Below are 26669 nucleotides of genomic sequence, written 5' to 3' on the forward strand. Positions count from 1 at the left end.
GCGCCTAGACTCGAGGCGTGCGCCACAGGTCCTCCGTCCCCGCCCGGCGGTCGGCGCGATCATGCTCTCTGCTGGTCAGCGCGGGGGCGCTCGCGCTCGCGCTGACGGCTTGTGCTCCGACGGCTGCTCCTGTCACGCCCCCCGTCTCACCGTCGCCTGCGCCTGCGGCCGCCGAGAGCGCCCCCGCACCGTCTGCCTCGCCGACGGGTGCGGATGCCGCTCTCGCCGCCTTCACGGAGGTCACCGCCCGCGTGTGGGCATCGGACTCGCGGCTGCAGGGCCGTGCCTACGTCGACGCCCTCGAGCAGGCCGGCTTCGCGAAGGACGCGATGCAGGTGACCGCCGATCGGAGCACGGTCGGCAACCCCGCGGAGAGCCTGCAGTTCTCGGTCGCGTGGAGCGACACGCAGTGCCTCGTCGGTCAGGTCGGCCCGTCGACCGGCGAGCCCGTCACGGCGGTGCTTCCTCGACTGGCTGACGGAGTCTGTCTCGTGGGCGGCACCAGGCCCATCGACTGGTGACCCGTCGTCGGAGTCGACCGCACGGCGCCTGAGCGCTGCCGCGCGCGTCGACCGGTAGGCTGGGAAGCCGAGCCGACCAGAGGGGCAGCCCCCGTGTTCGGCCGCACACACTTCGCGCATCCGGACCCGGCATGCGCTGCGCCGATCACGGGCGCTGAGACAGATCCTCCAGAGGAGCGGTGAAGGTATGGCTGAGTACATCTATTCCATGGTGCGAGCGCGCAAGGCGGTCGGTGACAAGCTCATCCTCGACGACGTGACGATGGCATTCCTGCCCGGCGCCAAGATCGGCATGGTCGGCCCGAACGGTGCCGGAAAGTCGACGATCCTGAAGATCATGGCCGGCCTCGACACTCCGTCCAACGGCGAGGCGAAGCTCACCCCCGGCTTCAGCGTCGGCATCCTCATGCAGGAGCCCGAGCTCGACGAGACCAAGACCGTGCTGGAGAACATCCAGGACGGTGTGGCGATCAAGCCGAAGCTGGATCGGTTCAACGAGATCTCGGCGCTGATGGCCGACCCCGACGCCGACTTCGACTCGCTGCTCGCCGAGATGGGCGTGCTGCAGGAGGAGATCGACGCAGCCGACGGCTGGGACCTCGACTCCCAGCTCGAGCAGGCGATGGACGCCCTGCGCACGCCGCCGGCCGACGCGGAGATCGGCCCGCTCTCGGGCGGTGAGAAGCGTCGCGTGGCACTGGCGAAGCTGCTGCTGCAGAAGCCCGACCTGCTGCTGCTGGACGAGCCCACCAACCACCTCGACGCGGAGAGCGTGCTCTGGCTCGAGCAGCACCTCAAGGACTACAAGGGCGCGGTCATCGCGATCACGCACGACCGGTACTTCCTCGACAACGTCGCGGAATGGATCGCCGAGGTCGACCGCGGTCGCCTGATCGGCTACGAGGGCAACTACTCGACCTACCTCGAGAAGAAGGCCGAGCGCCTCGACATCCAGGGCAAGAAGGACGCCAAGCTCGCCAAGCGGCTGAAGGATGAGCTCGACTGGGTGCGCTCCAGCGCCAAGGGTCGGCAGACCAAGTCGAAGGCGCGTCTGGCCCGTTACGAGGAGATGGCCGCCGAGGCTGAGCGCACCCGCAAGCTCGACTTCGAGGAGATCCAGATCCCCGCCGGTCCGCGCCTCGGCAGCGTCGTCATCGAGGCGAAGAAGCTGCGCAAGGCGTTCGGGGATCGGGTGCTGATCGACGGTCTGAGCTTCAGCCTGCCGCCGAACGGCATCGTCGGCGTCATCGGTCCGAACGGTGTCGGAAAGACCACGCTGTTCAAGACCATCGTCGGGCTCGAGCCCCTCGACGGCGGCGAGCTGAAGATCGGCGAGACCGTGAAGATCAGCTACGTCGACCAGTCCCGCGCGAACATCGATCCGAACAAGACGCTGTGGGAGGTCGTCTCGGACGGGCTCGACTTCATCACGGTCGGCAAGACGGAGATCCCCTCGCGCGCATACGTCTCGAAGTTCGGCTTCAAGGGCCCTGACCAGCAGAAGAAGGCCGGCGTGCTCTCCGGTGGTGAGCGCAACCGCCTCAACCTCGCACTGACGCTCAAGGAGGGCGGCAACCTGCTGCTTCTCGATGAGCCGACGAACGACCTCGACGTCGAGACCCTGAGCTCGCTCGAGAACGCGCTGCTCGAGTTCCCCGGCTGCGCGGTGGTCATCACGCACGACCGGTGGTTCCTCGACCGCATCGCCACGCACATCCTCGCCTACGAGGGCACGGACGAGAACCCGGCGCAGTGGCACTGGTTCGAGGGCAACTTCGAGGCGTACGAGAAGAACAAGATCGAGCGCATGGGCCCGGAGGCGGCGCGCCCGCACCGCACGACCCACCGCAAGCTGACCCGCGACTGATCCCAGGGCCCCACTCCGGACGGCGCCCGGCGCTGTCCGGAGCAGCCGGGGCGCGGGGTTCCCACGCCGATCGAACCTGACGGGAGCTGTGACCGTGACATTCCGGCGTCTGCACATCCCCATCCACCTGCGATGGGGCGACCTCGACGCGTTCAACCACGTCAACAACACCTCGATGCTCAAGCTGCTCGAGGAGGCGCGGGTGCGCGCCTTCTGGAAGCCGGAGCCGGGGGAGCAGGCTCCGGAGACGGCGATCCTCGCCTCCGGAATCGATCAGGGAGTGCTGACCCTGATCGCCCGTCAGGAGATCGAGTATCTGGCGCCCGTGCCGTATCAGCGCCGTCCGCTCGAGGTGCAGATGTGGTTCGGCAAGCTGGGCGGCTCGAGTCTCGAGGTCTGCTACGAGGTCCACAACGATCCGGCGAGCTCCGCACGCGTGCTGTACGCGCGCTCGACCGCCGTCATCGTGCTCGTCGATGCCGTCACCGGCCGCCCGGTGCGGATCAGCCCGGAGATGCGTGAGGCGTGGCAGCCGTACGTCGGGGAGCCGATCAGCTACGCGCGTCGTTGACGCTCACGCGCCGGCCTCAGGTACCCGCACCATGACCTCCTGCGCCACGCTGGCCAGCAGAGTCCCCTCACGGTCGTAGATCCGACCCGTGGAGAGCCCGCGTCCACCGCGTGCGTTGGGCGACTCCTGCACGTACAGCACCCATTCGTCGGCGCGGCCGAAGCGGTGCCACCACATGGCGTGATCGAGGCTCGCGACCTTCAGCCCCCGGGTGCTCCAGGTCACCCCGTGGCGGCGCAGGATCGGCTCCTGGATGGTCATGTCGCTCAGATACGCGAGCGCCGCCCGGTGCAGGCGCGGATCGTCGGGCATCGCCGCGCGCATCCGCATCCACACCGCCTGATGGGCGACCGTCTCCCCGGCGACGTCGACGAAGAGCGGACCTTCGACGTGGCGCACATCGGCGGGGCGCTCGGCGAGCATCTTCCGCGTCAGCGGGTGCACCTCGCCGACGAGCTCCTCGTCGGGACGCAGCTGCTCGGGGTCGGGAATGCCGACCGGCATCGGCTCGGCGTGCTCGACACCCGGATCCTCGTCCTGGAACGACGCGATCATCGAGAAGATCGGCACGCCGCCCTGGAACGCCTGGCAGCGGCGCGTGGAGAACGAGCGCCCATCGTGGATGCGGTCGACGGAGAAGGTGATCCTGCTCGTCGTGTCTCCCGGTCGCAGGAAGTAGCCGTGCATCGAGTGCACCACACGGTCCTCGGGCAGCGTGCGCTCCGCGGCGACGAGGGACTGAGCCAGCACCTGACCGCCGTACACCCGCCCGGTGGGCATGAAATGCGAGCGGCCGGTGAAGATGTCCTCGGTGGTCCTCGCCTCCGACTCCGCCAGATCGAGGACGTCGAGAAGGGCGTCGACGGATCGGCGGGCATCCTGCTCAGCGGTCATCCGACCAGTCTAGGTCGACGGATCACCGGCCTCCGGGCCGGCGGTCATCCGGCTAACTTAGAGGGGTGACCAGACCGCTCGTGCTCGCCGACGCCCAGACCGCCCGTGACGTGTTGACCTTCGCCGGGCGAGCGGCCCAGGCCGGAGCGGACGGGGTGCGGCTGCAGGCGGCCGACGGCGTGCTCGCTCTGACCTCGGCGGCGCTGGCGCCGCAGAGCCTGTTCGATCAGACGCCCACGGTGCTCGCGATGCGGATCGTGCGCGCCGATCCCGAACTGCACTGCGACATCGTCGTCGACGAGCTCGCCGAGGGCGAGAACCCGCACGAGCTCACCCTTCCCGACACCGGTCGCGCGCCTGCGTGGGCGGGCGTCGCGCCGCCGCGCGCGCAGTGGGAGCACGTGGGCCATCTGACCGCGCAGACGGTCGCCGAGCGCGCCCAGTGGGGCATCTCGGCCGTCGCGCACGGCACCGCACCCGGATCCGGCGAGGAGGCCGTGCGTGCGCTGCGCGCCCGCATCTGGGGCGAACCGGACGACGCCCTGTCAGGACTGCCGCGCGGTGTGGCGTTCGCCGCTCACGCGTTCGGCTTCATCAACGGCGCCGAGCAGGTGCGCATCACCCGGTCGGGCCGCTGGACGCGACTCGCGTTCGCCCGTGGGCACGTGCTCAGTCGCGGCCCGGCCGTGACCGGCCTCACCGCCGTGCGCAGCACGGCCTCCTCGGCAGGCTCGGAGACCCCGTAGCCGGCGCGCCGGACCCGCGCTCAGCGCGCCGCGGCTCGTCCCGCCCTGCGACCGGAGAACAGACACCCGCCGAGGAAGGTCCCCTCCAGCGCTCGGTAGCCGTGCATCCCGCCACCGCCGAAGCCGCTCGCCTCACCGGCGGCGAACAGCCCGGGGATGGCATCGCCCGCGGCGTCCAGCGCGCGAGCGTCGAGGTCGGTGTGGATGCCGCCGAGCGACTTGCGGGTGAGCACGTGCAGCTTCACGGCGATCAGGGGGCCGGCTGGGGGATCCTGCAGACGATGCGGCGCCGCGGTGCGGATCAGCCGGTCACCGCGATAGCCCCGCATCGAGCGCAGCATGGCGATCTGCGCATCCTTCGTGAAGTCGTTGTCGATCTCGCGATCACGCGCGAGCACCTCTTCGCGTGCGCGGTCGACGTCGAGGACCTCGCCGCCGGGCAGGGCGCGCATGCCGGCGAGGAGCGCTTCCAGATCGTCCTCCACGATGAAGTCCGCGCCTCCCTCCAGGAACGCGCGCACAGGCTCCGTCGGCCCCTTCGCGAGGCGTGAGCGCAGCAGGAGCCCGACGTCCCGCCCGGTGAGATCGGGGTTCTGCTCGCTGCCCGACAGCGCGAACTCCTTCTCGACGATCCTCCGCGTGGTCACGAACCACGAGTGGTCGTGACCGGTGCCGCGCAGGTGCGCCAGCGTGCCGAGCGTGTCGAAGCCGGGATACAGCGGCGCCGGAAGGCGGCTGCCGGTCGCGTCCAGCCACAGCGACGACGGGCCGGGGAGGATCCGGATGCCGTGCCCCGGCCACACCGGATCCACGTTCTCGATCCCCTCCACGTAGTGCCACATGCGGTCGGCGTTGATCAGGTCGGCGCCCGCCGCCCGCGCCACCGCCTGCATGGAGCCGTCGACGTACGCGGGGACTCCCGTGAGCATGTGCTCGGGCGCCGTGCCGAGACGCTCGGGCCAGACCGCTCGGACGAGATCGTGATCCCCGCCGATGCCGCCGGAGGCGACGATCACGGCATCCGCCCTGATCTCGAAGTCGGCCACCGGCTCGCGCGACGTCGGCACGCCCCTCGGGGCGAAGGCATCGGCGAGCACCGTGCCGCGTGCCCCGACGACGCTGCCGGAGTCGACGAGGAGATCCGATACCCGGTGGCGGGGCAGCACCCGGGCCCGTCCCTCGGCCTCCGCCTGCTCGACGGCGGCGGCGAACGGGGCGACGATGCCCGGACCCGTGCCCCACGTGATGTGGAAGCGAGGCACCGAGTTGCCCGGTCCGATCGCGCTCCCGCCTCCTCGCTCGGCCCAGCCGACCACCGGGAAGAACCCGACCCCGCGCTCGCGCAGCCAGGCGCGCTTCTCTCCGGCGGCGAACTGCAGGTACTCCTGCGCCCACAGCCGCGGCCAGGCGTCCTCGGGTCGGTCGAAGCCGGCGCCGCCGAACCAGTCCTGCCGCGCGAGATCGAGCGAGTCCCGGATGCCCATCCGACGCTGCTCGGGGGAGTCGATCAGGAACAGGCCCCCGAACGACCACCACGCCTGCCCGCCGAGGTTCTGGCGGGGCTCCTGGTCGATGATCGTGACCCGTCGACCGGCGGCGAGCGCCTCGGTGGCGGCCACCAGCCCCGCCAGCCCCCAGCCGATCACGAGGACGTCGGTGGCGGGCATGCGGGGCGGGGTGGTCATGTGGTCTCCGTCGACTCCGGGGCGGCGCGGTGCTCGAGCGTCGGGCGGCCCTGGGGGCGGGCACCGATGCCCGAGGGCTCGAATGTGTTCACCATCGCATACGCCGCCCGCTCCAGGTAGTCCCACAGCGTCGCCTCGTGCAACGGCGAGAGCTGCACCTCGTCGAGCGCGGTGCGCATGTGACGCAGCCAGCGGTCCCTGGCATCCGGATCGATGTGGAACGGCACATGCCGCATCCGCAGCCGCGGATGACCGCGCTGCTCGCCGTACGTCGTCGGCCCGCCCCAGTACTGGACGAGGAACCAGGTCAGGCGCTCGGCGGCGGGCCCGAGATCCTCCTCGGGGTACATCGGCTTCAGAACGGGGTCGAGCGCGACCTCGCGGTAGAACACCGCCACGAGGCGCTCGAAGGTGGGCCGGCCGCCGACCTCGTCGTAGAACGTCACTGTGCGCCGCCTTCCTCGTCAGTCGTCTTCTTGCGTCGCCAGATGCCGCGATCCACGATGCGCGGCACGCCGGTGACCGGGTTCGGCTTCGTGACCGGCGGGTTGGCTCCGCGCACCCGGCGGGCGCCCTCCAGGCCGGTCAGCGTCACCGCGGCCAGGCGCGGCACGCCGATGCCCTGCTCGGCCAGCGCGGCCCGCAGCCGACGACGCAGCTCCTGCGAGACGTCCTCCATCGCGTTGGCGCGGGTCTTCATGACCACGCGCACCACGAGGGCATCGCCGTCGACGCTCTCCAGTCCCCAGATCTCCGGCTTCGCGATGATGCGCGTGCGCCACTTCGGGTCCTTCGCCAGGCTCTGCGCGGTGTCCATCATCGACTTCTCGACCAGCTCCAGGTCGGCGTCAGGCGCGACGCCGAGGTCGACGATGGCGCGTGCCCAGCCCTGCGACATGTTGCCGATGCGGGTGACCTCGCCGTTGCGGACGTACCAGAGGGTGCCGTTCACGTCGCGCACCTGCGTGATCCGCACGCTGACGTACTCGACGACACCGGATGCCAGGCCGAGATCGACGACGTCGCCGATGCCGATCTGATCCTCGGCGACGAGGAAGATGCCGTTGAGCACATCCTTCACGATGTTCTGCGCGCCGAAGCCGAGACCGGCGCCGACCGCGGCGGTCAGCAGCGTGAGCGAGCCGAGCAGGCTGGAATCGACTGCGTTCACGGTGAGGACGAGCGCGATGACCACGAGCATCACGTTGACGATGTTCTGCAGGATCGAGCCGAGCGTGCGGGTGCGCTGGACGAGACGCATGTCGGCGAGCGGGGAGCGCTCGAGAGCCTGCGTGTCGTCGACCCGCGCCTTCGTCTTCGCGCTGTTGACGATGCGCTGCACGACGCGGCGGATGACCAGGCGCAGGATGAACGCGATGGCCACGCAGCTCGCGATGATCACGGCGACGGTGAGCGCTCTGCCGCCGATCTTCAGCAGGATCTCCAGCACGCCGCCCCACCACCCCGGATCGGTGGGGTCGGGGGCGGGAGTCTCGGCGGCGAAGCGGATGTCCATCACGTCGATGTTAGCGATCGGGCCTCAGCGCATTCTGCGTGCGCTGAGGCCTGATCGGCTGACGGTGCCGTGCGGATCAGTCCTCGGCGTCGCGGGACTGCGCGGCGAGCGCGCGCTCGACGTCGGCGAGGTTCTCGTGGACGAGACGGCGCAGCGCCGGGGCCGCGTCCTGGTTCTCGGCGAGCCACGCGCGTGTCGCGTCACGCAGCTCGACGCTCGCGAGCGACCGCGGGTAGAGGCCGACGATGAGGTAGTCGGCGATCTGGTAGGTGCGCTCCTCCCAGATCGGCAGCAGCATCTCGAAGTACTTCGGGATGAAGGCGCCGAGCACCTCGACGCCCGCCGGGTGCACGAAGCCGAGGGCGGCGGCGCGCACGATGGTGTTCGGCAGGTCGCTGTTGTCGATCAGCGACGACCACGCGGCGTGCTTCGCCTCGGCCGTCGGCAGCGCGGCGCGCGCCTGGGCCGCGAACTCGGCGCCCTTGGAGGTGTTGTCGGCCGCGAGCGCGGCGTCGATGGCTGCGGCGTCGGTGGCGCCTGCCGCGGCGAGGCCGGTGAGCAGCAGCCACGACAGGTCGGCGTCGATCTCCAGCCCCGGCAGGGTCTCCTCGCCCGCGCGCAGCCGGCCGACGATGCCGGCCTGTTCGGGGGTCGCGATCGAGTTGGCGAACGCGGTCACGAGCTGCAGCTGGCTGTCGCTGCCTGGCTCGGCCTGGTGGGCGAGCGCCCACAGTCCGTCGGCGACCTTCTCCCGGGCGGCCGCGCGGGTCTCGGGCGCGACGTAGATGTTCGCCGCGAGCTGCAGCTGCGAGAGCGTCGTGCGCACCGTCGTCGACTCGGTCTCGCGACCGATGTTGCCGAGTACCAGGTCGATGTAATCGGAGGCGGCGGTCTCGGCATCCCGGGTCTGGTCCCACGCCGCACCCCACACGAGCGAGCGCGCGAGGGGGTCGGAGATGTCGGACAGGTGCTCGATGGCGGTCGCGAGCGAGCGCTCGTCGAGGCGGATCTTCGCGTAGGCGAGGTCGTTGTCGTTGAGCAGCACCATGTCGGGACGCTCGAGGCCCTGCAGCTCGGGGATCTCGGTGCGATCGCCGTCGACGTCGACCTCCACGTAGTGGGTGCGCACCAGCTCCGACCGCCCCGCGGCGTCATCGAGGGTGTAGAACCCGATGCCGAGGCGGTGCGGACGGATGGTCGGGTAGTCGGCGGGAGCCGTCTGGGTCACCGCGAAGCGGGTGATGACACCCGCGGCGTCATCGACGATGACCGGCGCGAGCGTGTTGACGCCCGCCGTCTCGAGCCACTTCTTCGCCCAGGTGGTCAGGTCGCGCCCGCTGGTGGCCTCGAGCTCGGCGAGCAGGTCGCCCAGCTCGGTGTTGCCCCACGCGTGCTTCTGGAAGTACTGGCCGACGCCGGCGAAGAACGCGTCGATGCCGACCCATGCGGTCAGCTGCTTGAGCACCGAGCCGCCCTTGGCGTAGGTGATGCCGTCGAAGTTGACCATCACGTCTTCGAGGTCGTTGATCTCGGCGACGATCGGGTGGGTCGAGGGCAGCTGGTCCTGGCGGTACGCCCAGGTCTTCTCCATCGCGTTGAAGGTCGTCCAGGCGGCCTTCCACTCGGTGGCCTCCGCCGTGGCGATGGTCGACGCCCACTCGGCGAACGACTCGTTCAACCACAGGTCGTTCCACCACTTCATGGTGACGAGGTCGCCGAACCACATGTGCGCCAGCTCGTGCAGGATCGTGACGACGCGACGCTCCTTGACGGCGTCGGTCACCTTGCTGCGGAACACGTACGACTCGGTGAACGTCACCGCACCGGCGTTCTCCATGGCGCCCGCGTTGAACTCGGGCACGAACAGCTGGTCGTACTTCTCGAACGGGTAGGGCACGCCGAACTTCGCCTCGAAGTACTCGAAGCCCTGGCGGGTCTTGTCGAAGATGTAGTCGGCGTCGAGGTGCTGCCAGAGGCTCTTGCGGCCGTAGACGCCGAGCGGCACGACCCGACCGGACGCGCTGGTGAGCTCGGAGAAGGTGGCCTCGTAGGGACCCGCGACGAGCGCGGTGATGTACGACGAGATGCGCGGGGTCGGGGCGAATCCCCAGGTCGCCACGCCCTCGGAGCCCGAGGACGCGTCGTGCACGATCGGCTCGGGGGTGGGGGAGTTGGAGACGACCTTCCACGCCGAGGGCGCGGTCACGGTGAACTGGAACGTCGCCTTGAGATCGGGCTGCTCGAACACCGCGAACACGCGGCGGGAGTCGGGCACCTCGAACTGCGAGTACAGGTACACCTCGCCGTCGACGGGGTCGACGAAGCGGTGCAGGCCCTCGCCGGTGTTGGTGTACAGGCAGTCGGCGTCGACGATGAGGACGTTCTCGGCCTGCAGGTCGTCGAGTGAGATGCGCGAGTCGCCGAAGGCGGCGCTCGGATCGATCTGCTCGCCGTTGAGCGTGATCTCCCGGACATCCCGTGCGATGAGGTCGATGAAGGTCGACGCGCCGGGCGTCGCCGTGAAGCGGACCACGCTGCGCGATCCGAACACCTCCGCGCCCTTGGTCAGATCGAGTGAGATCTCGTACGACTGCGTGTCGATGACGGCGCGGCGCTCCTGCGCTTCGATACGTGTGAGGTTTTCTCCAGGCACAGCTGATTTCTCCCATTGGTGGAGGGGATGTCGAGGTGCATCGACGCTGCTGGCGCCGACGGCAACCATGACAGCCTACGCCAGCCCCGCATGCGGGTGCAGATCTCGATGCTGGCTCATAGAGAGTCGGTGTCAGGATGTACCCGTGAGCTCATCAGAGAAGATCGTCGTACCGCACGCCTCGCCGGCCGCATCGACCGGCTCCGCACACGTCGAGGTCCCCGTCGCCTACGACGGCATCCTGCTCGCCGGATTCGGCGGCCCGGAGGGCCAGGACGACGTGATCCCGTTCCTGCGCAACGTCACCCGCGGCCGCGGGATCCCCGATGAGCGCCTCGAGGACGTCTCGCACCACTACCGTCACTTCGGCGGGGTCAGCCCGATCAACGCGCAGAATCGTGCGCTGAAGGCGGCGCTCGAGGCCGAGCTCGCGGCCCGGTCGATCCAGCTGCCCGTGTACTGGGGCAACCGCAACTGGGCGCCGTACCTCGAGGACGCGGTGGCCGAGGCGGTCGCGGATGAGCACACCACGCTGCTGGCGTTCGCGACGAGCGCCTACAGCTCGTTCTCGAGCTGTAGGCAGTACCGCGAGGACTTCGCGAGGGTGCTCGACGGCACGGAGTACGACGGCGTCGTCACCATCGACAAGATCCGTCCGTTCTTCGACCACCCCGGCTTCGTGCAGGCGTTCGTCGAGGGCGTGCACGACGCGGTGCGTGCTCGACTGGACGAGGGCCTGGCTCCGGACGCCGTGCAGGTGCTCTTCTCGACCCACAGCATTCCGATGGACGACGCCAAGCGCTCCGGCCCGCGCGACATGGACCTCGGCGAGGGCGGCGCGTACGCCGCTCAGCATGAGGCGGTCGCAGCGTGGGTGATGCACCGCGTGGCCGAGCTCGCCCCCGCGGCGGCCGACGTGCCGTGGGAGCTCGTCTACCAGTCGCGCTCCGGCCCCGCGTCGCAGCCGTGGCTCGAGCCCGATGTCTGCGATGTGATCGCCGAGCTGCCCGCACGGGGCCGCCGCGCGGTGATCGTCGTGCCGGTCGGCTTCATGAGCGATCACATGGAGGTGCTCTGGGATCTCGACACCGAGGCGAAGGAGGCCGCAGAGGAGGCGGGGCTCGCGTTCACCCGCACACCGACCCCCGGTGTGTCACCGGCCTTCGTGGCCGGCATCGTCGACCTCATCCAGGAGCGCCTCGAGGGTCGTCCTGCCGCCGATCGCGCGCACACCACCGACCTCGGGCCGTGGTTCGACGTGTGCCGTCCCGGATGCTGCGAGAACATCCGCGCCGGTTTCAAGCCGGCGGCCGCGGGCATCGCCCCCTGACCTCTCCCAAATAGGATGTCGTCTATGCGCATCCACATCGCCACCGACCACGCTGGACTCGACTTCTCGACCCGCCTGCAGCAGCATCTGCGCGAGGCCGGCCACGAGGTCGTCGATCACGGCCCCGTCGAGTACGACGCGCTCGATGACTATCCCGCGTTCTGCATCCGTGCGGCGCAGGCCGTGGTCGCCGACCAGCGCGCCGGCGTCGAGGCACTCGGTGTGGTCTTCGGCGGATCGGGCAACGGTGAGCAGATCGCCGCGAACAAGGTCGACGGCATCCGTGCGGCTCTCGTGTGGAACCTCTCCACGGCGGAGCTGGCGAGAGAGCACAACGACGCGAACGTGATCTCGATCGGCGCCCGTCAGCACGACGTCGACGAGGTGATCTCGTTCATCGACCGCTTCATCGCGACGCCGTTCTCCGGTGACGAGCGCCATGTGCGGCGCATCGGCCAGATCGCCGACTTCGAGAAGGACGGGACCCTGCTGCCCGACCCGCGGGCCTGACATGCCCGAGGGTCATTCCGTCCACCGCATCGCCCGGCAGTTCGCGCGCAATTTCACCGGTCGGCCCGTGCAGGCGTCCAGCCCGCAGGGGCGCTTCGCCGAGGGTGCGGCGGTGCTCGACGGGCGCGAGATGCTGCAGGCGATGGCGGTCGGCAAGCAGATGTTCCTCGAGTTCGAGGATGCCGTCTGGCTGCGCGTGCACCTCGGCCTGTACGGCGCATGGGACTTCGCGGGCGAGATCGTCGCGGACGCGACCATCGCCTCCGCCAACGGACGCATGGGGCAGACCAACCAGCGCGGCACCGACCTCGAGGACGCGATCTACGACGACGCGGGTGAGAACTCCCTGACGTCGATCGGCGCGCCTCGCAGGTCGCGGGTGCACGTGCGGATGTCGGAGCAGACCAGCGGACTCGCCGACGAGGGCGACGAGTGGCCACCGCGGGTGGTCGGCCAGGTGCGGCTGCGGCTGCTGAACGAGACCACCTGCGCGGATCTGCGTGGACCGACCGCGTGCGCGCTGCAGACGCCGGACGAGATGCTCGCCACGGTCGCCAAGCTCGGACCCGACCCGCTGGTCGGCGATCTCGACGAGGGCGAGGAGCGCTTCGTGCGTACCGTGCGGCGCAAGCCGACCCCGATCGCGCTGCTGCTGATGGACCAGTCCGTGGTCAGCGGCATCGGCAACGTGTACCGGGCCGAGATGCTGTTCCGCGCCCGACTCGAGCCGCACACGCCGGGACGCGACGTGCCGGAGGAGGTCGTGCGCGCGCTGTGGCGCGACTGGGTGGAGCTGCTCTCGATCGGGGTCGAGACAGGCCAGATGATGACCATGGACGGCCTCACCGGCGCGGCGTACCGCGCGGCGATGGCCAGCCGCGACGACCGGCACTGGGTGTACCACCGTGCCGGGCTCCCGTGCCGGGTGTGCGGCACCGAGATCGCCCTCGAGGAGATCGGCGCTCGCAAGCTGTACTGGTGCCCGTCCTGCCAGCGCTGATCACGACCCGCGGGCGATGATCGAACCTGAGTGCGCGCTGTGAATAGGATGGCTGAGTCCGTTCGCAACGTCGCACGACAGGAGACCTCATGGACCTTTCCGCGCTGCAGAGCGTGCTCGAGAACATCAGCTCATGGATCTGGGGGCCGTGGCTCCTCATCCCGCTGCTGCTCGGCACCGGCCTCTACCTCACCATCCGCCTGGGCGGGCTGCAGTTCATCCGGCTCGGCGCAGCGCTGCGCCTGGGCCTGTTCACCCGCAAGGACCCCGGCTCCGACGGTGACATCTCGCAGTTCCAGGCCCTGACCACCGCTCTCGCCGCCACGGTGGGCACCGGAAACATCGTCGGCGTCGCGACCGCCATCGGCATCGGCGGCCCCGGCGCGCTGTTCTGGATGTGGGTGACCGGTCTGCTCGGCATGGCGTCGAAGTACTCCGAGGCGTTCCTCGGCGTGCGCTTTCGCACCACCGACTCCGCCGGCGAGAAGAACGGCGGACCGCAGTACTACCTCGAGCGCGGCATCCCGAACAGGTTCGGCAAGTTCCTCGCGATCTTCTTCGCCGTCGCCGCGGTCATCGCCTGCTTCGGCATCGGCAACATGACCCAGGGCAATTCGATCTCGGCGAACCTCGAGAACAGCTTCGACGTGCCAACATGGGTCACCGGCATCGTGCTCACCGTGTTCGCCCTGCTGGTCCTCGTCGGCGGGATCAAGTCGATCGGGCGCGTCACCGCCGGTCTCGTGCCGGTGATGATCATCTTCTACGTGCTGGGCGCCGTCTACATCCTCATCGCAAACATCGGCGGCGTGCCGGCGGCCTTCGCGCAGATCTTCACCGACGCGTTCACCGGCACGAGCGCGGTCGGCGGGTTCGCGGGTTCTGCGATCATCATCGCCGTGCAGTACGGCGTCGCGCGCGGCATCTTCTCGAACGAGTCGGGCATGGGCTCGGCCGCCATCGCCGCCGCCGCCGCGAAGACCAGTCACCCCGTGCGCCAGGGGCTCGTGTCGATGACGCAGACGTTCATCGACACGATCATCGTCGTCACCTGCACCGGCCTGGTGATCATCACCACCGGCGTGTGGAACATGACAGACCCCGCGACCGGGGAGCAGATCGACCCCGCCGTGATGACGGGCGAGGCGTTCTCGCACGGCCTGCCGGGCGAATGGGGGCACTACATCGTGACGATCGGCCTCGTGCTGTTCGCCGGTTCCACCATCCTCGGCTGGTCGTACTACGGCGAGCGCAGCATCGAGCGTCTCATCGGCCGCAAGGCGGTCATGCCGTTCCGCATCGTGTTCTCGCTCGTCGTCTTCATCGGCTGCACGGTGCAGCTCGGCGTCGTGTGGGCGTTCTCGGACGTGATGAACGGCCTCATGGCGCTGCCGAACCTCATCGGTCTGCTCATCCTCTCCGGCCTCGTCGCACGCGAGACGAAGAAGTACCTCGACAACGACCCCAAGCTGACGGCGACCCCGGAAGAGGTGAACGCGTTCATGGCGGGCGATCAGGCGTTCGAGGACTGGAAGACCCAGGCGATCCCGGTGGTCAAGACCAGGCGGTGAGCGACTCTCGGGCCGGGTCGGTCCTAGGCTTGCAGGGTGCGTCAGAACCCCAGCTTCGCCATGACCGACCCGGCCGAACTGCGCCGGATCATCGAGCTCAACCCGTGGGCTACCCTCGTCAGCGACGCGGAGGACGGGCTCGTCGCGTCGCACTACGTCGTGCTGCTCGATGACGGGCGCGACGACCTCACCGTGGTCGGCCACGTCGGCCGACCGGACGACCTCATCCACGGGCTGGGCGAGCGCGAGATCCTGATCGCCTTCCAGGGCCCGCACGGGTACATCTCGCCGGGGTGGTACGGCGACGTGCAGGCCGTGCCCACCTGGAACCACGTGTCGGTCCACCTCAGCGGGGTGCCGGAGATCCTCTCCGACGCCGAGAACCTGCGGGTGCTCGAGCGGATGGTCGACGTCTTCGAGAATCGCATGCCGAGCCCGCGCGGCATGTGGCAGCTGCCCAACGATGAGGCGTTCGTGCACCGCCTCGCGGCAGGGACCGTCGGCTTCCGCCTGACACCCGCGCGGATCGTCGCCAAGCGCAAGCTCAGCCAGAACAAGCCCGCCGAGATCGTCGACGAGGTGATCGCCGCGCTCGAGGGCGATGCAGCCCACGCCGACCCCGCCCTCGCGGCCGAGATGCGCCGCGCCCGCGACGAGCGACGGGGGAGCCGCTCGTGATCTCGCGCGGTGATCGCATCGATGTCCTGCGTGCGGTCCGGCTCAGCGGGCCGCTGGCGCTCACCTTCGGAGACGAGCCCGTCGATCTGATCCTCCGGAACGGACGCATCGCCGACGTCGCACCGACCGGGGCGCTGCCGGCCAGGGGACTCGTCCTCGACGGGGAGGGGCACCGGGTGGTGGCGGGGCTCTGGGATCACCATGTGCACACCGTGCAGTGGGCGCTGAACGCCGAGCGCGTACCGCTCGGCGACGTGCGCAGCGCCGCCGAGGCGGCCAGGGTGATGGGCGATGCCGAGGCCCTCGCCGACGGGCGACGGGTCGGTGCCGGGATGCGGGATGCCCTGTGGCCGGACACCCCGTCCCTCGCCCTGCTCGACGAGCGGACGGGCACCGAGCCGACCTACCTCATCAACGCCGACGTGCACAGCGTGTGGCTGAACAGCGCCGCGTTCCGGCGTGAGGGCTTCCTCCCCACCGACGACGGGATGCTCAGGGAGGAGGACGCCTTCGAGATCTCCCGGCGGCTGAACGCCGCTGACGACCTCACGGCGGACGCCGCGGTGCGACGCGCCGCCGACCGGGCCGCTGCCCGCGGTATCACCGGCGCGGTCGACTTCGACATGGCGTGGAACGCGGAGGCCTGGCTGCGCCGGGCGGATGCCGGGTTCGCTGCGCACCGCGTGGAGTTCGCCTTCTACGCCGCGGACCTGTCGCGCGCGATCTCCCACGGACTGCGCACCGGGGATGCCCTCCCCGGCACCGGCGGGCTCGTGCACGTCGGCCCGCTCAAGCTCATCACCGACGGCTCGCTCGGCACCCGCACCGCCGCGTGCTCGCACGCCTACGACGACGACCCGGCCAACTTCGGCGTGCTCACGATCGAACCCGATCGCCTGCGTGACCTGCTCACCGAGGCCACCGCGTCGGGGATCGAGGTGGCGGTGCACGCCATCGGCGACCGCGCCGTGGCATCCGCTCTCGACGCATTCACGTACACCCAGGCGCGGGGCACGATCGAGCACGCGCAGCTGGTGCGCCACACCGACCTCGCCCGGTTCGCACGCCTGGGTGTGGTGGCCAGCGTGCAGCCCGAGCACGCGGTCGACGACCGCGACATGGTCGGCATGCTGTGGCAGCATCAGCGGGCGCTGAGTCACCCGCTGGCGTCGCTGCTCGAGGCGGGCATCCCGGTGCGTTTCGGATCGGATGCCCCGGTCGCGCCGCTCGATCCGTGGCTGACGATCGCCGCCGCGGTGCACCGCACCGCAGACGATCGCGAGCCGTGGCAGCCGAACGAGCGGGTCGGCGTCACGTCCGCGCTGCGGGCGAGCAGCCGCCACGGCGAGACGGATATCGAGATCGGCGGGCTCGCGGATCTCGTGCTGTGCGGCAGTGACCCGCTCACCGCTGATCGCACCGAGCTGCACCGGATGCCCGTCTCGGCCACCCTGCTCGGCGGAACGCTCACCCACCTGGCCTGAGGCCGGCTCGACGAGCAGACGAGAAGGGCGCCGCAGCTATGCTGCGGCGCCCTTCTGCGTGGCAGGACGTCAGGCCGCGATGTGGGAGATGAGGAACCAGCGGTCCTTCTCGAGCCCGCGCTGGATCTCGATCGCCACGTCCTGGCTGGTCAGGTCGACCTCGTCGAGACCGTCGACGGCGGCCTTCACGTCGACGAGGATCGCGTCGATGTCGCCGATCACGGCGCGGATGAGCTCGTCGGACTGCTCGAAGCCGGCGGGAACGGCGGTGCGGCCGGCCTTCTCGGCCACGGTCTGCACGCGCGCGTCGATCGGCAGGCCGAGAGCGACGATGCGCTCCGCGGCGGTGTCGGCGAAGTCGCCGGCGTGCGCGACGATCGTGTCGAGCAGCTCGTGGACACCGACGAAGTTCGCGCCGCGCACGTGCCAGTGCGCCTGCTTGCCGTTGACGGTGAGAGCCTGCAGGCCGTGCACGACGGGGGAGAGGAACTGCGCGGCGGCAGCGGCGACGGTCGGGTCGACGGCGATGCTGGGGACGGTCTGGGCCTTGCTCATGTGAACCTCCGGGATGTCTGCTTGCGCGTCTGGTGAGTACAACGCTACTCGGCACGACCCATTCCGCAAGCAAGCGTAGGCAACGCTTACCGGCCCGTTCTTCGGCGGAATCACGCGGGAGTGAGGGTAGTCTCACCTTCATGACCATCGCCGGGAACGCCTCCGTCATCGCCCTGGGAACGCGGGTGCCCCGCATCGCCGCCGACGCCTTCGTCGCCGACGGCGCACGCATCGTCGGCGAGGTCGCGCTGGGCGATTCCGCGAGCGTCTGGTACAACGCGGTGCTGCGCGCGGATTCGGCATCCATCACGATCGGCGCGCGCAGCAACGTGCAGGACAACGTCTCGGTGCACGTCGACCGTGAGCATCCCGTCGTCATCGGGGAGGACGTCTCGATCGGCCACAACGCGGTCGTGCACGGCTGCACGATCGGCGACGGCTCGCTCGTCGGGATGGGAGCCGTCGTGCTCAGCGGCGCGGTCATCGGATCCGGATGCCTGATCGCCGGCGGCGCGGTGGTGCTGGGCGGCACGGAGGTGCCGGACGGATGCCTGATGGCGGGCGTGCCCGCGAAGGTGCGCCGCGCGCTCACCGCCGAGGAGCGCCGCGGACTCGTCGCGAACGCCGAGATCTACCTCGACCACACCCGCACGCACGCGGCCGCGCAGACGCGGTAGGGCGCTGCGCGGACGGTAGGCTGGTGCTCTACGGGGCGGTGGCCAAGCTGGTTAAGGCAGTGGGCTCATAACCCAACGATCGTCGGTTCAAGTCCGACCCGCCCTACTCCTTCGAGCTCACCCGCTCAGTCGTCGCTGCGGAATCCGGACGTCTTGTGGGCGCCGTCGCAGAACGGCTTGATCGACGACAGCCCGCATCGGCACAGCGCGATCGTGCGTCGGTGGCGTTCGATGGGCCTCCCTGCGGCGGACTGCAGATCGACGTCTCCGCGCACCAGCAACGGCCCGTCGGTGCACGCGGTGATGGTCGGTGCCTCGGCTCTGTCGGTCATCTGAACTCCTCGTCGCGGTGGGATCCGAGTCTCGCGTCCGTCCGCTGCGCACGGCAGGGACTTGACGGACGGTCGCGCCCCGTGTCAAGGCCTGTGAGCACGCCCGGGGCGCGCCCTAGGGTTGTCGCACGCGGATGATCCGACCCGGTCGCCGCCAAACGAAGGAGCCCCATGACGCTCAGCCTCTCCACCGAAGCGGCGGCCGTCGCCATCGCCCCGCGCGGTCCGCTCAGCGCCGAACTGCTCGACGTGCTCGCCGATCGCAGACCCGAGAGGGCGGAGAACCTGCCGCAGCTGGCCCGCGACGCCGTCCTGGTCGAGGACCCGATCACCGACGACGACGTGCAGCTCTCGCTCTTCCTGCTGTACTCCGTCGCCTACGGCTCCCTGCCGCAGTTCGGGGCGCACTGGGAGTGGGATGTGTCTCTGCTCGCCACTCGTGCTGTCCTCGAGCGCGCCTTCGAGGATGCCGTGCGCGCAGCGGTGCCGCTGCCGGAGGCGCCGCAGCCCACGCGGGAGGACGTCGCCGCGGCGCTGTTCGCCCTCGCCGCCCCGCAGCCGGGACCGAGCCTGTCGCATTTCGTGAGCCGGAAGGCCGACGTCGATCAGGCGCGCGAGCTGCTCATGCAGCGCAGCATCTACACGCTGCGCGAGGCCGATGCGCATTCGTGGGCCATCCCGCGCCTGACCGGCCGTGCGAAGGCCGCGCTGATCGAGATCCAGGCCGACGAGTACGGCGGTGGACGGGTCGAGCGGATGCACCAGGTGATGTTCGCCGACGCGATGCGCGGTGCCGGACTCGACAACACCTACGGCGCGTATGTCGACGTCGTCCCGGCGATCACGTTCGCCTCGTTCAACCTGATGACGATGTTCGCGCTGAACCGCCGACTGCAGGGAGCGGTGGTGGGGCACCTGGCAGCGTTCGAGATGACCTCCTCGCTGCCGAGTCGAGCGATCGCCGAAGGGCTCAGACGGCTCGGGTTCGGCGATGACGTCGCGGCGTACTACGACGAGCACGTCGAGGCCGATGCGGTGCACGAGCAGATCGCGGCGCGTGACCTGGCGGGGTCGCAGGCCGAGGATGCGCCCGAGCTTCTCGACGACATCCTGTTCGGCGCTGCGGCCTGCCTCACCGTCGACGGATGGGCGAGCGAGCACATCCTGCACGCGTGGGAGGCGGGCCGCAGCTCTCTGCGAGACGAGCGTCAGTCTGCCTGAGCGTCCTCGGACGCCGGTGCGGACCCGTCATCGGCGGTGTCGCTCTGCGGCCCGCCGATGACGCCGATGCCCACCGCGGCGTGGTCGGGCTCGGGGTCCGCAGGGTGCTCGACCTTGGGCTCCTCGCCGGGCTCCTTCTCCGTGCTCGGCTCGTCGAGCTCCTCCGTGGAGGGCTCCTCGTCGGGCTGCTCGTGGATGTTCGACATGTCTGCTCCTTTCCGCTTCCACCGTGGCGCGGGCGGGATGCCAGGACAACGGGGTTGACCGGCGGACGCCGACGGGTAGCATCGCGCTCCGACCGGATGCAAGGCGGGTGCCCCGCACCCGCGGATGCGGCATCCTGAACTCATGGCCACAGATGCTTCCCCGACCGATGCCCACCGCGACGGTGAGCGACGGGAGGCGACGGTGCTCATCGTACGGCGGGTGGCACGCGGCTTCTTCCGCACCTACTGTCCGGATGCCGCGGCGGGCCTGACGTTCTACGCGGTCCTCGCGATGTTCCCCGCCCTGATCGCGGCGTTCTCGGTCATCGGGGTGTTCGGCGAGAAGCGCGGTGCGGCTGAAGCCGTGCTCGACGTGCTGCGCGAGGTCGCCCCGAACGACATCGAGCAGGCGCTGCGGCGACCCCTGGAGCAGGTCGCATCGACGGCGGGCGCGGGCTGGCTGATCGTCCTGGCGCTCGTGTTCGCGCTGTGGTCGGTCGCCAGGTACGTCACCGCGCTCGGTCGTGCGATGAACAGGATCTACGGCGTGCCCGAGGGGCGGATGTTCTGGAAGGCGAAGCCGACGCATCTGATCGTCACGCTGGCGGTGTTCGTGCTCGTCACGATCGCCTGCGCCCTCGCGGCTCTCAGCTGGCCTCTCGCGCAGACGCTCGGTCGGTTCCTGGGTGCCGGCGATGTCGCCCTGACGATCTGGCGCATCGCCCGCTGGCCCGCCGTCGCTGTCGTCGTGTGCCTGATCGTGGCGATCCTGTACTACTTCGCGCCGAACGTCGAGCACCCGAGGTTCCGGCTGATGAGCGTGGGGGCGCTGGTCGCGATCGCCGCCTTCGCCCTGGCGTCGGTCGGCTTCGGGTTCTACGTGAGCCACCTCGCCGACTACGACCGGATCTACGGATCGTTCGCGGGGATCGTGATCTTCCTGCTCTGGCTGTGGATCGGCAACATCGCGCTGCTCGTCGGCGCCCTGTTCGACGCCGAGCTCGAGCGCGTTCGCGAGCTGCGCCGCGGGGTGCCCGCCGAGCGCGAGCTGCAGGTGTCGCTGCGCGACACCACTCGCCTGGAGAAGACCGCGGAGAACGACGTCGCCGACGAGCGGCTGGCTCGCCGACTGCGCCGCTCCCGACGCTGAACGGCTCGCGATCGCTCGGATCGTCGCCGAACCCGCTCAGCGCACGCGGCGGCTGTTCGCGAGATCGATGAGGCGGGGCAGCACGTCACCCGCACGCAGTCCGTTGTGCTCGTGCTCGCTCGTCACCCAGGTGTGCACGCCTGGCAGGAGGCGAGCGGTCTCCATCGAGAACTCGAACGGCACGTAGACGTCGTTGACGTACACGGCGGCCGCTCCGACGGCCCCGGATGCCTGCACCGCGGCGGCGTCGTAGATTCTCGGCCACTCGTGCTCGGCCAGCTGGAGCGCGACGTCACGCCACGGCCGCAGGGCAGGGACGGTGTCGGCCCAGTCGCGGCGGATGTGCTCGCCGGTGAACAGGGTGGGATCGGCGGCGAAGTCGGCCGGTTCGACGCGTTCGGCGGACCATCGCGTGGCATGGCCGGACGCATAGCTCGACTCGTGGAACGCGAAGTACAGCGGGTTGCGACCGCCGTACGGCATCGCTGCGGCGAGGTCATGCCGGAACGCGTTCGAGGTGGGGTCGAGCTCGAGCAGCGACCAGAGCGTCTGCCAGCCGTCGTTCGTGCCCAGGGCGGAGCCCGCCGAGCGCAGCCTCGACAACGAGACGACTTCGCCATCGGGCAGGGTGAGCTCGCCGGCGAGCGCGAGGTCGGCGAGCCGTCGCATCCGATCGCGGTGCTCGGGGAAGCGACGGTAGTACCTCTCGGACGCATCGCGCATCTTGTCGTAACAGAGTGCGTACACCTCGTCGGGTGTGCGATCGAGGGTGCTCAGCCCGCCGGTGATGTACACGCGCTCGAGCGACGACGCGTCGGTCGACAGGTAGGCGAGGGTGGTGAACCCGCCGAACGACTGGCCGAGCACACTCCAGCGCTCGGCACCGAGGTGCTGCCGGAACGCCTCGCAGTCGCGCACGATGGCATCCGCACGCAGGTGCGTGAGGTGCTCGGCGACCGCCTCGGCGCCGCGCTGCAGATCCGCGTCCCGCACCGGGGTGGACCGGCCTGTCCCGCGCTGATCGAGCAGCACGACACGGTGCTCGGCGAGAGCCGCATCCAGCCACGACGGACCCGTCGGGGAGCGGAACGGGCGCGGCGCCTCATGTCCGGGCCCGCCCTGCAGAAACACCAGATAGGGCAGGTCCTCGCCGCCCGCACGGCTGACGACGGCCGCGAAGACGTCGATCGTGCGCGAGTCGCCCTCGTCGCCCCACACGAGCGGCAGGGTGAGCGTGTGCTCCTCGACGGTGAGATCCTGCATGTGGCGGACCGTGGTCCTGGCGTCGGTGGTGGTCATCACATCACGTTCCCGATATAGGAGTACTTCACGAACACCTCGGCGGCGATGCCGGACTCCTCCAGCACCCCCTGCAGTGCCGTCATCATGTAGTGCGAGTCCCAGCCCATGTAGAGGAAGTGCGACTCGTCGAACTCATCCCACTGGCCCTTCCACGCCATCTCGGCGTAGAGCGGGCCGCCGTGCTCCGCGCTGTAGGCGAGAGCTGCGGCGCGGTCGTCGGTCCATGCGCGTCGGAAGACCCGGTTGAACAGGGCGCGGACGTCCTTGATCTCCCAGTGCTCGCCGCGGTATTCGCAGTAGTCGAACTCCCGGTCCCATCCCGCGGGCCAGCCTCGTCGTCGCACGGCGTCCAGCACCGGTGTCAGCCCGTCGTCGTCGATCTCTCCGACGTCCGGGCGGGGCCAGATCCTCAGCAGCTCCGCGGTCAGCCGCACAGTGCGGGCGGCGATCGCGGCCGTGTTCCACGCCGGGATCCCGGCCAGCTCCCTGGTGGCCGAGATGCTGCTGCGGGCGTAGGCGAGATCGCGCTTCTCGGGGAACGACGCCCCGAAGACGCGCAGGGTGAGCGCATCCTCGAGCAGAGTGAGGTTGCCGAGCGTCGGGGTCAGCGCGCGGTGCGCGTTCTGCTCGTCCTCGCTGTACTCGTTCCACGCCCGGATGCCGTCGCCGCTCCACGAGGTGGCGGGAACGGGTGGGACGATGGTCTCCACGTCGTAGTCGGAGAGGTCCTCGACCCCCTCGATCCGCCCCAGCACGTACGCGGGGTGGGGGAGCTCACCGTACTTCAGCACGGCGCTGACCCGCTCGTCCGACGGCGTGATGCGGCCGATGGCCCGCATCAGCGCGTCATGGCCTTCGGCGCGAGCGCGGCACAGCCGGGCGATGAGACGGTCGGTGGGCAGCCCGACGATCGCGCGGCGCAGGAACAGCGCCTGAACCCACTCCAGCACGTCCACGAGCTGCTCTCGCGGGATGACGCCGCGGCGGTGGTCGGCGTAGGCGCTCATGACGAGCGGGTAGGCGGTGCGACCGAAGGTGTTCAGCAGCTGCAGCTGGCTGCGCAGAACCGGGTCCGGCTCGCGAGCGGGATCGAGCAGGATGCCGTAGATCTCGGCGTACTCGCGCCACACAGCCGCATCGCTGCGGAGGTGCTCGAGGTCGAGCCGGGGGAACGACCCGCGGAACGCCGCGTACACGCCGTGCTCACCGGCCGCGTCGATCTCCCGTCCCGTCGTCATGACCAGGTGATGACGCCAGAAGGCGCCGATCGTCTCTCCCGTGTGCTGCTCGATCGGCAGCCAGAACTCTCGTTCGATGCGCTGCTGCTCCGCGTGCGAGAGACCCATCAGGATGTAGTTGTGGATCAGCTCGTGGTCGCGCAGCGGCTGCCCGGTCGAGTTCAGGCTCTCGAAGATCTGCTGAGCGCTCGCCCGCGAGCCCAGGGTGATCGACACATGCTCGAGGCGCTGCAGACCGCGCCAGATCGCTGGTGCCTCGTCGGCGTGCACCTGGCTGCGGAAGAAGGCGTAGTTGTCGTCGAACCGCGACTCGCGTTCCGCATCATCGCGTCGGTCGAGCACCACGGACTCGTAGAGCCCGGCCCAGGCATCGTGCGGGCGCAGCTTGGTGCGCGTGGGATCATCGGCGCGCACGAGCACCCGCTGCAGCTCCGACGCGAGCGTCGGGTCGCTCTCGCGGACCGCGTGGTGCAGAGCGGCGATGAGCAGCATGATCGTCGTGATCCGCTGCTGCCCGTCGATGAGGATCAGATCGTCATCCCCGGCATCCGCGCCCGCGCTGCCGGAGGCGGCATCCCGGCCCGACAGGATCGAGCCGATGAAGTGCCGGTGACCGTCGTCCTCGCCGGCGACCGCCCGGATGTCGGCGAGCAGCTTCTCGCAGCCGCCGATGTCCCACCGGTACTGGCGCTGATAGACCGGGACGACGATGTTCGTCGTCGAAGCGGAGAGCCACTCGATCGTTCCCGTCGCGTGTGCGTCGACGTTGGTCGCCATTGCCATGACTGCGTGATTCCTCCGGACGGCGGGGTGACGGTCCGCCGCATCGAGTCTAGTCCGGGGCCATTTTGTCCGGCCGAGCCGCCGGGGCCCGCTCAGGGCCCCGATGTAGGCTTGCCTAAGTAGGGCCTGTTAAAACGTGCTGGCCCATTACGAAAGGACATGACTCAGATCATGGGATACATCAAGTCCGCAGCCCTCGAAGACAAGGGTTTCGTCATCCTCGACAGCTACGGCGGGGAGATGGACCCGAAGGAATGGCTCGACATCGAGTACGTCGACTGGAAGTCCTCGGGCGACACCCGCTTCTCGCCGCTCGCCAGCGCCAAGGGCGAGATCGAGTGCAACGGGTTCTGGAACCACAAGCCGCCGCGCACCGACAAGGACGGCGTCTGGATCGACTCGCAGACCGCGATCGCCCCGACCCTCACCGCTCGTGCCAAGGAGCCGGGTGCCAACGTCGGTCGCTGCCGCGTCATCGAGCTGCAGCCGACCCCGTACGGCGAGTGCCTCTACAACCTCCACCAGGACGACAACAACCGTCTCAACCCCGACGGCACCGGCTGGGTCGTGCGCGGGTTCTTCAACCTCACCGACGACAAGGACAGCTACTTCGTCCTGCGAGAGAACCGCACCGACCCGAGCGTCGAGTACCGCATCGCCCTTCCGGCCGGAGCTCAGCTCATCGTCGACACGCAGCGTCTGTGGCACGCGACCACCCACAACGGCACCGAGCCGCGGTACTGCCTGATCACCTCGTGGGAGTCGGGCCCCGAGCTCGACGCCTACATCGAGAAGTACCACGGCACCGACCAGCACGAGCAGGTCGAGGTCCCGCAGGACGTGCTCGAGGCGGGCTACGCCGAGCAGGCGCGTCGGGATGCCGCTCGCGCCGCGTACTACGCCGCGAAGGGCCAGCAGGCCAAGCTCGCGATGAGCGAGGCGTAAGCCGCCCGCGCTTGTCATGACGGCCCCGGTCACTGCGACCGGGGCCGTCATGGCATCCGGGAGGACACGCTTGTGATTCCCGGGCTTCTGAGCGATAATCGCCGTACAACCGCATAGTTCGCCATATCTTCGGATCAGGTCGTAGGGGAAGACGTACCTGATGAAACGGAGAGATCATGGCGACGGGATACGCACGCGGAGTGGTGTTCATCCACTCCGCCCCACACGCGCTCTGCCCGCACCTCGAATGGGCGGTGGGACGCGCTATCGGTCGTGCCGTCAGCTTCGAGTGGAGCGACCAGCCCGTGCAGCCGGGCACCCGACGTGCGGAGTTCTACTGGGACGCGCCGGCCGGCACAGGGGCGGCGCTGGCGACGGCGATCCGCGGCTGGGAGCACCTGCGGTTCGAGGTGTCGGAGGACCCGACGCCGGGCAGCGAGGGCGGCCGGTGGCTGCACACGCCCGATCTCGGCATCCACTACGCGCAGACCGACTCGGCGGGCAACATCGTCATCGGCGAGGATCGGATCCGATACGCGATGGAGATCGCCGCCGGCAACGCCGCCGAGCTGCAGCGTGAGCTCGACGTGGCTCTCGGCTCGGCGTGGGACGAGGAGCTCGAGCCGTTCCGGCACGCGGGCGACGACACGCACGTCGTCTGGCTGCACAAGGTCGGCTAGCCGAGGCGCCTCGGCGACGGAGAAGACGTGCGGGAGAGGCGCGAGTAGCGGGATCCGGTGGGGGCACCCGGAGACCGAGAAAGCGAATCTCCCGCATCAGGCAGGAGCCCCCGCCNNGGCGGGGGCTCCGTCACGCCCGCGGGCGCGGGCGCGGGCTGGTCGTCAGACGCTGCGGAAGGCGACGACGGCGTTGTGACCGCCGAACCCGAACGAGTTGCTGATCGCCAGCAGGTCGCCGTCGCCCAGAGGCTGCGGCGACGTGGACAGCTTGAACGGCACGGCCGGGTCGGGCTCGGTCATGTTGATCGTCGGGGGAGCGACGCGGTCGCGCAGGGCGAAGATCGTGAACACGGCTTCGAGCGCACCGGTGCCGCCGAGCAGGTGTCCGGTCGACGCCTTGGTCGCCGAGACCGGGATCTCGTCGATGCGGTCGCCGAACACGCGCTTCAGCGCGACGTACTCGTTGGGGTCGCCGACGGGCGTGGAGGTGGCGTGCGCGTTGATGTGCGCGACTTCGTCCGGCGATGCACCCGCCTGCGCGAGGGCCGCCTCGA

The 26669-nt window shown here is 69.7% G+C and carries 25 protein-coding genes, 1 tRNA gene and 1 pseudogene; 16 read left to right on the plus strand and 11 right to left on the minus strand.

What is annotated here, in order from left to right:
• Nucleotides 1-17: 17 nt before the first annotated feature.
• The 3 genes from BFN01_RS15820 to BFN01_RS08110 all read left to right on the plus strand — a co-directional run bounded on the left by BFN01_RS15820 (nt 18) and on the right by BFN01_RS08110 (nt 2959).
• A complete protein-coding gene (locus BFN01_RS15820; RefSeq protein ID WP_071643449.1) occupies nt 18-521 on the plus strand; it encodes a hypothetical protein in 504 nt (167 codons plus the stop codon).
• A gap of 187 nt (nt 522-708) precedes the next feature.
• Nucleotides 709-2388, plus strand: a complete 1680-nt coding sequence (ettA, locus tag BFN01_RS08105) for an energy-dependent translational throttle protein EttA (RefSeq protein ID WP_071643451.1) — start codon at nt 709-711, stop codon at nt 2386-2388.
• A 94-nt stretch (nt 2389-2482) separates the two neighbouring features.
• Nucleotides 2483-2959: a thioesterase family protein gene (locus BFN01_RS08110; protein ID WP_071643493.1), complete on the plus strand. Its 477-nt coding sequence runs from the start codon at nt 2483-2485 to the stop codon at nt 2957-2959.
• A 3-nt stretch (nt 2960-2962) separates the two neighbouring features.
• Here BFN01_RS08110 and BFN01_RS08115 read toward each other — a convergent pair whose 3' ends face one another.
• On the minus strand, nt 2963-3853 hold the full coding sequence (locus BFN01_RS08115; protein WP_071643453.1) for an acyl-CoA thioesterase II: 891 nt from the start codon (nt 3851-3853) through the stop codon (nt 2963-2965).
• A 65-nt stretch (nt 3854-3918) separates the two neighbouring features.
• Between BFN01_RS08115 and BFN01_RS08120 the strand changes: the two genes are divergently transcribed.
• The gene (locus BFN01_RS08120) at nt 3919-4599 is read left to right on the plus strand and encodes a hypothetical protein (RefSeq protein WP_071643455.1); all 681 of its coding nucleotides are present in this window, start codon (nt 3919-3921) and stop codon (nt 4597-4599) included.
• Between the two features lie 20 nt (nt 4600-4619).
• Here the strand turns inward: BFN01_RS08120 and BFN01_RS08125 are convergent, their stop codons facing one another.
• The 4 genes from BFN01_RS08125 to pepN form a co-directional block, all read right to left on the minus strand.
• A complete protein-coding gene (locus BFN01_RS08125; protein WP_071643457.1) occupies nt 4620-6284 on the minus strand; it encodes an FAD-binding dehydrogenase in 1665 nt (554 codons plus the stop codon).
• Entirely contained in the window at nt 6281-6730 is a 450-nt protein-coding gene (locus BFN01_RS08130; RefSeq protein ID WP_071643459.1) for a globin, read from the minus strand. The genes BFN01_RS08125 and BFN01_RS08130 overlap by 4 nt, the downstream gene beginning before the upstream one ends.
• Nucleotides 6727-7800, minus strand: coding sequence for a mechanosensitive ion channel family protein (locus BFN01_RS08135; protein ID WP_071643461.1), 1074 nt, complete (start codon nt 7798-7800; stop codon nt 6727-6729). The genes BFN01_RS08130 and BFN01_RS08135 overlap by 4 nt, the downstream gene beginning before the upstream one ends.
• Nucleotides 7801-7876: 76 nt before the next feature.
• Nucleotides 7877-10453, minus strand: coding sequence for an aminopeptidase N (gene pepN, locus BFN01_RS08140; RefSeq protein ID WP_071643463.1), 2577 nt, complete (start codon nt 10451-10453; stop codon nt 7877-7879).
• A 145-nt stretch (nt 10454-10598) separates the two neighbouring features.
• On the opposite strand from pepN, the gene BFN01_RS08145 reads away from it, so the two are divergent.
• The 6 genes from BFN01_RS08145 (at nt 10599) to BFN01_RS08170 (ending at nt 17026) form a co-directional block, all read left to right on the plus strand.
• On the plus strand, nt 10599-11783 hold the full coding sequence (locus BFN01_RS08145; RefSeq protein ID WP_071643464.1) for a ferrochelatase: 1185 nt from the start codon (nt 10599-10601) through the stop codon (nt 11781-11783).
• Between the two features lie 24 nt (nt 11784-11807).
• Nucleotides 11808-12293 (plus strand): ribose-5-phosphate isomerase, encoded by a 486-nt coding sequence (locus tag BFN01_RS08150; protein ID WP_071643465.1) that lies wholly within the window; start codon nt 11808-11810, stop codon nt 12291-12293.
• A 1-nt stretch (nt 12294) separates the two neighbouring features.
• Nucleotides 12295-13293: an Fpg/Nei family DNA glycosylase gene (locus tag BFN01_RS08155; protein WP_071643467.1), complete on the plus strand. Its 999-nt coding sequence runs from the start codon at nt 12295-12297 to the stop codon at nt 13291-13293.
• 89 nt (nt 13294-13382) lie between these two features.
• On the plus strand, nt 13383-14864 hold the full coding sequence (locus tag BFN01_RS08160; RefSeq protein WP_071643469.1) for a sodium:alanine symporter family protein: 1482 nt from the start codon (nt 13383-13385) through the stop codon (nt 14862-14864).
• Between the two features lie 36 nt (nt 14865-14900).
• Nucleotides 14901-15542 (plus strand): FMN-binding negative transcriptional regulator, encoded by a 642-nt coding sequence (locus BFN01_RS08165; protein ID WP_177243834.1) that lies wholly within the window; start codon nt 14901-14903, stop codon nt 15540-15542.
• Nucleotides 15539-17026 carry an amidohydrolase gene (locus BFN01_RS08170; protein ID WP_071643471.1) on the plus strand — a complete coding sequence of 496 codons (1488 nt, stop codon included), beginning with the start codon at nt 15539-15541 and terminating at the stop codon, nt 17024-17026. Before BFN01_RS08165 ends, BFN01_RS08170 begins: the two co-directional genes overlap by 4 nt.
• A 69-nt stretch (nt 17027-17095) precedes the next feature.
• Here the strand turns inward: BFN01_RS08170 and BFN01_RS08175 are convergent, their stop codons facing one another.
• Nucleotides 17096-17581, minus strand: coding sequence for a Dps family protein (locus BFN01_RS08175; RefSeq protein WP_071643473.1), 486 nt, complete (start codon nt 17579-17581; stop codon nt 17096-17098).
• Nucleotides 17582-17721: 140 nt separating this feature from the next.
• Here BFN01_RS08175 and BFN01_RS08180 point away from each other — a divergent pair, with 140 nt between their 5' ends.
• Together BFN01_RS08180 and BFN01_RS08185 are read left to right on the plus strand one after the other, a co-directional pair.
• Complete coding sequence (locus tag BFN01_RS08180) at nt 17722-18258, plus strand: gamma carbonic anhydrase family protein (protein ID WP_071643475.1); 537 nt, start codon at nt 17722-17724, stop codon at nt 18256-18258.
• Between the two features lie 32 nt (nt 18259-18290).
• Nucleotides 18291-18364: transfer RNA gene (locus BFN01_RS08185), tRNA-Ile, on the plus strand.
• A 19-nt stretch (nt 18365-18383) separates the two neighbouring features.
• Here BFN01_RS08185 and BFN01_RS08190 read toward each other — a convergent pair.
• Nucleotides 18384-18590 carry a CDGSH iron-sulfur domain-containing protein gene (locus tag BFN01_RS08190; protein ID WP_071643477.1) on the minus strand — a complete coding sequence of 69 codons (207 nt, stop codon included), beginning with the start codon at nt 18588-18590 and terminating at the stop codon, nt 18384-18386.
• A gap of 171 nt (nt 18591-18761) precedes the next feature.
• Between BFN01_RS08190 and BFN01_RS08195 the strand changes: the two genes are divergently transcribed.
• Nucleotides 18762-19811: an iron-containing redox enzyme family protein gene (locus tag BFN01_RS08195; protein ID WP_083428723.1), complete on the plus strand. Its 1050-nt coding sequence runs from the start codon at nt 18762-18764 to the stop codon at nt 19809-19811.
• On the opposite strand, the gene BFN01_RS08200 is transcribed toward BFN01_RS08195, so the two are convergent.
• Complete coding sequence (locus BFN01_RS08200) at nt 19799-20017, minus strand: hypothetical protein (protein WP_071643478.1); 219 nt, start codon at nt 20015-20017, stop codon at nt 19799-19801. The genes BFN01_RS08195 and BFN01_RS08200 overlap by 13 nt on opposite strands.
• Before the next feature lie 142 nt (nt 20018-20159).
• On the opposite strand from BFN01_RS08200, the gene BFN01_RS08205 reads away from it, so the two are divergent.
• Nucleotides 20160-21167, plus strand: coding sequence for a YihY/virulence factor BrkB family protein (locus BFN01_RS08205; RefSeq protein ID WP_071643479.1), 1008 nt, complete (start codon nt 20160-20162; stop codon nt 21165-21167).
• A gap of 36 nt (nt 21168-21203) precedes the next feature.
• Here BFN01_RS08205 and BFN01_RS08210 read toward each other — a convergent pair whose 3' ends face one another.
• Nucleotides 21204-22466, minus strand: coding sequence for an alpha/beta fold hydrolase (locus tag BFN01_RS08210; RefSeq protein WP_071643482.1), 1263 nt, complete (start codon nt 22464-22466; stop codon nt 21204-21206).
• Nucleotides 22466-24490 (minus strand): DUF262 domain-containing protein, encoded by a 2025-nt coding sequence (locus BFN01_RS08215; protein ID WP_071643484.1) that lies wholly within the window; start codon nt 24488-24490, stop codon nt 22466-22468. Before BFN01_RS08215 ends, BFN01_RS08210 begins: the two co-directional genes overlap by 1 nt.
• A 171-nt stretch (nt 24491-24661) precedes the next feature.
• Between BFN01_RS08215 and BFN01_RS08220 the strand changes: the two genes are divergently transcribed.
• Nucleotides 24662-25435 carry a hypothetical protein gene (locus BFN01_RS08220; RefSeq protein WP_071643496.1) on the plus strand — a complete coding sequence of 258 codons (774 nt, stop codon included), beginning with the start codon at nt 24662-24664 and terminating at the stop codon, nt 25433-25435.
• A 176-nt stretch (nt 25436-25611) separates the two neighbouring features.
• A complete protein-coding gene (locus BFN01_RS08225; protein WP_071643485.1) occupies nt 25612-26115 on the plus strand; it encodes a DUF3145 domain-containing protein in 504 nt (167 codons plus the stop codon).
• 162 nt (nt 26116-26277) lie between these two features.
• On the opposite strand, the pseudogene BFN01_RS08230 reads toward BFN01_RS08225, so the two are convergent.
• Nucleotides 26278-26669: pseudogene (locus BFN01_RS08230) on the minus strand (beta-ketoacyl-ACP synthase); the annotation flags it as partial.

This window comes from Microbacterium sp. AR7-10 (assembly GCF_001878835.1).
GTDB classification, from domain to species: Bacteria; Actinomycetota; Actinomycetes; order Actinomycetales; family Microbacteriaceae; genus Microbacterium; species Microbacterium commune.